The following is a 2597-nucleotide window of genomic DNA, read 5'->3' as shown; positions in this document are numbered from 1 at the left end:
CTGCTGAGTTGTAGAAACCAGCTGTGCCAGGCTTTTTCTCAGTACCGGCTTTCTCAAAGAAAACACCGATAGTTGAAGCGCCGCCACCAAATGCAGCCGCAATACGTGAAGACAAGCCGTAGCCACTTGAAGAGCCAACAACTAGTACACGTTTAGGTGCGTTTGCGATTGGGCCTTGAGCTTTTGTGTAAGCAATTTGTTCTTTTACATTAGCTTCACAACCGACTGGATGTGTTGTAGTACAGATGAATCCGCGAATTCGAGGTTTGATGATCATATTCAACTTCCTTAAAAAATCAGGTTAAGGATAAAAGTTTCGTACGCAAATGGCATCTAATTTCTGTAAAAATGTGGTGAAAATGCAAGTGGTTGGAGCACTCAGTGATTATTTGCTGACTAAGTCACCATTTGTTAACGCCTCTATTGCGACTTCTACGACAAAAACAAAAAAAGGCACCTTTTAAGGTGCCTTTTATTATTTCTTAATCTAAGCAACGCTATTTAGCTTAGGTTTTAACTCTTTTCGCGTCAAAGTTTCACTGTAATCGTGACTGAAGTGGTCAACTTGGATTGCAGCGTAGCGTAGTTTGTCTGCTGCAATGATTTGGTCAACTTCGTCTTGAGTCAGTACGTCTGCTGCCAGTGCTTGAGCAAGTTTGTCTTGCAGTAGACCTTTACGAGCAACTTTACCCTCTTTAACTGCTTTGAAGATCTTACGCTCAAGTGGTTTGATGCTGTACATCGCATTGAACGCATTTTCCATCAAGCCAACGCTATCGTCTTCTTCCTGACCGATGTAGCAAAGGTGAGTCAGGCGTTCACGGTGTGCTCCCGGAGTCATCAAGCTTTCAGCCAACTGGACTGTCAGATCATCGCTTGGTTTCTCGAAGTGGTTGCCCACAGGGAATATTAGGCCTTTAAGTACCTTACCAACGACCTTATTCGGGAAGTTACGGTACGCCTCTTGTAGGGCCTTTGCAGCATGGTGGAAACAATGCTGAACCGCGTAGTGTACATAGTCTAAGTCTGCTTGTTGACGACCTTCGTCTTCATACTTCTTAAGTGCCGCAGAAGCCATGTATAGGTAACTCAGACCATCACCTAAACGTGCAGAGATAAGCTCTTTACGTTTCAGTTCACCGCCCAGAGTTAGCATCGCGAAGTCTGCACTTACCGCTAATGCACGGCTTAGACGAGTCAGGTCTTGGTAGTAAGGCTTAGTTGGACCACTCATGTCCGCTTTAATAAACTTAGAGCCAGTCAATGCCGCACCGAACGCGCCAAATGTGTTCTTAGTTGCGTGACCAATATGCTTGAACAACAAGTCATCGAAGTCTTTCGCGCCTTGCTTCTCATCTGGATTAGCTGCCGCTTCCATCTCGCTCAATACGTATGGGTGACAACGTGTCGCACCTTGACCAAAGATCATCAGGTTACGAGTCAGGATGTTTGCACCTTCTACTGTGATTGCAACTGGGATACCTAGGTAAGGCGCTGCCAAGTAGTTCATTGGACCATCTTGAATTGCACGACCAGAGTGAATATCCATTGAATCATTCAGAATGGTACGTGCCATCTCTGTCATGTGGTATTTCGCGATAGCCGTTACGATGCCCGGTTTCTCTTTCATATCAAGCGATGTCGTTGTCAGAGTTCGTGTCGCTTCTAGTAGATACGTTAAACCACCAATGCGACCTAAGCTCTCTGCGACACCTTCGAACTTACCAATCGACATACCAAACTGCTTACGAACATATGCGTATGCACCTGTTGTTCTCGCCGTTAGGTGGCCCATCGCTGTACCTAGTGCTGGTAATGAGATACCACGACCCGCAGATAGACATTCCACTAGCATACGCCAGCCTTTACCTGCGTAATCCGCGCCACCGATTAACCATTCCATTGGAATGAATACATCATGACCACGTGTTGGACCGTTCATGAAAGCAAGACCTAGTGGGTCATGACGCTCACCAATCACAACGCCTTCATGGTCTGCTGGAATAAGCGCACACGTGATGCCGATATCTTCTTTGTCACCCAACAGTTTTTCTGGATCGTGCAGTTTGAATGCAAGGCCAAGCACTGTTGCTACTGGTGCTAGCGTGATGTAACGCTTGTTCCAGTTAAGCTTGATACCCAGTGTCTCTTTACCTTCGTGCATACCCATACATACGGTACCAACATCAGGAATACCGCCTGCATCAGAACCCGCTTCTGGGCCTGTTAGTGCGAAACATGGGATATCTGTACCGTCAGCAAGACGTGGCAACCAGTAATCTTTCTGTTCTTGTGTACCATAGTGAGATAGAAGCTCACCTGGACCCAGTGAGTTAGGAACCATTACAGAAACCGCGGCACTGATACTGCGAGTTGCAATCTTAGTAACAATGGTTGAGTTTGCGTGCGCTGAAAATTCGCGACCGCCGTACTCTTTAGAAATGATCAACGAGAAGAAGCGTTCTTTTCGTAAGAAGTTCCAAACTTCCTTCGGAAGATCTCGGTCTTCTTTCACAATCTGATGGTCATCAAGCATAGAAAGCAAGGTTTCTAGCTCATTATCCATAAAAGACTGCTCTTCTGACGAAAGTTGAGGC

At 46.0% G+C, this 2597-nt stretch carries 1 protein-coding gene and 1 pseudogene; both read right to left on the bottom strand.

From position 1 onward, the window contains the following. A pseudogene (locus tag BCT81_RS01145) lies at nucleotides 1–277 on the bottom strand (bifunctional NADH-specific enoyl-ACP reductase/trans-2-enoyl-CoA reductase); the annotation flags it as partial. Nucleotides 278–487: 210 nt separating this feature from the next. Further along, nucleotides 488–2597, bottom strand: a 2110-nt coding sequence (locus BCT81_RS01140; protein WP_102423027.1) for an acyl-CoA dehydrogenase, incomplete at its 5' end; no start/stop codon positions are given.

Origin of the sequence: Vibrio sp. 10N.261.52.A1, from assembly GCF_002876325.1 — a bacterium.
In the GTDB taxonomy this organism is placed as follows: Bacteria; Pseudomonadota; Gammaproteobacteria; order Enterobacterales; family Vibrionaceae; genus Vibrio; species Vibrio chagasii.
This window is presented reverse-complemented; position numbering and strand designations above follow the sequence as displayed.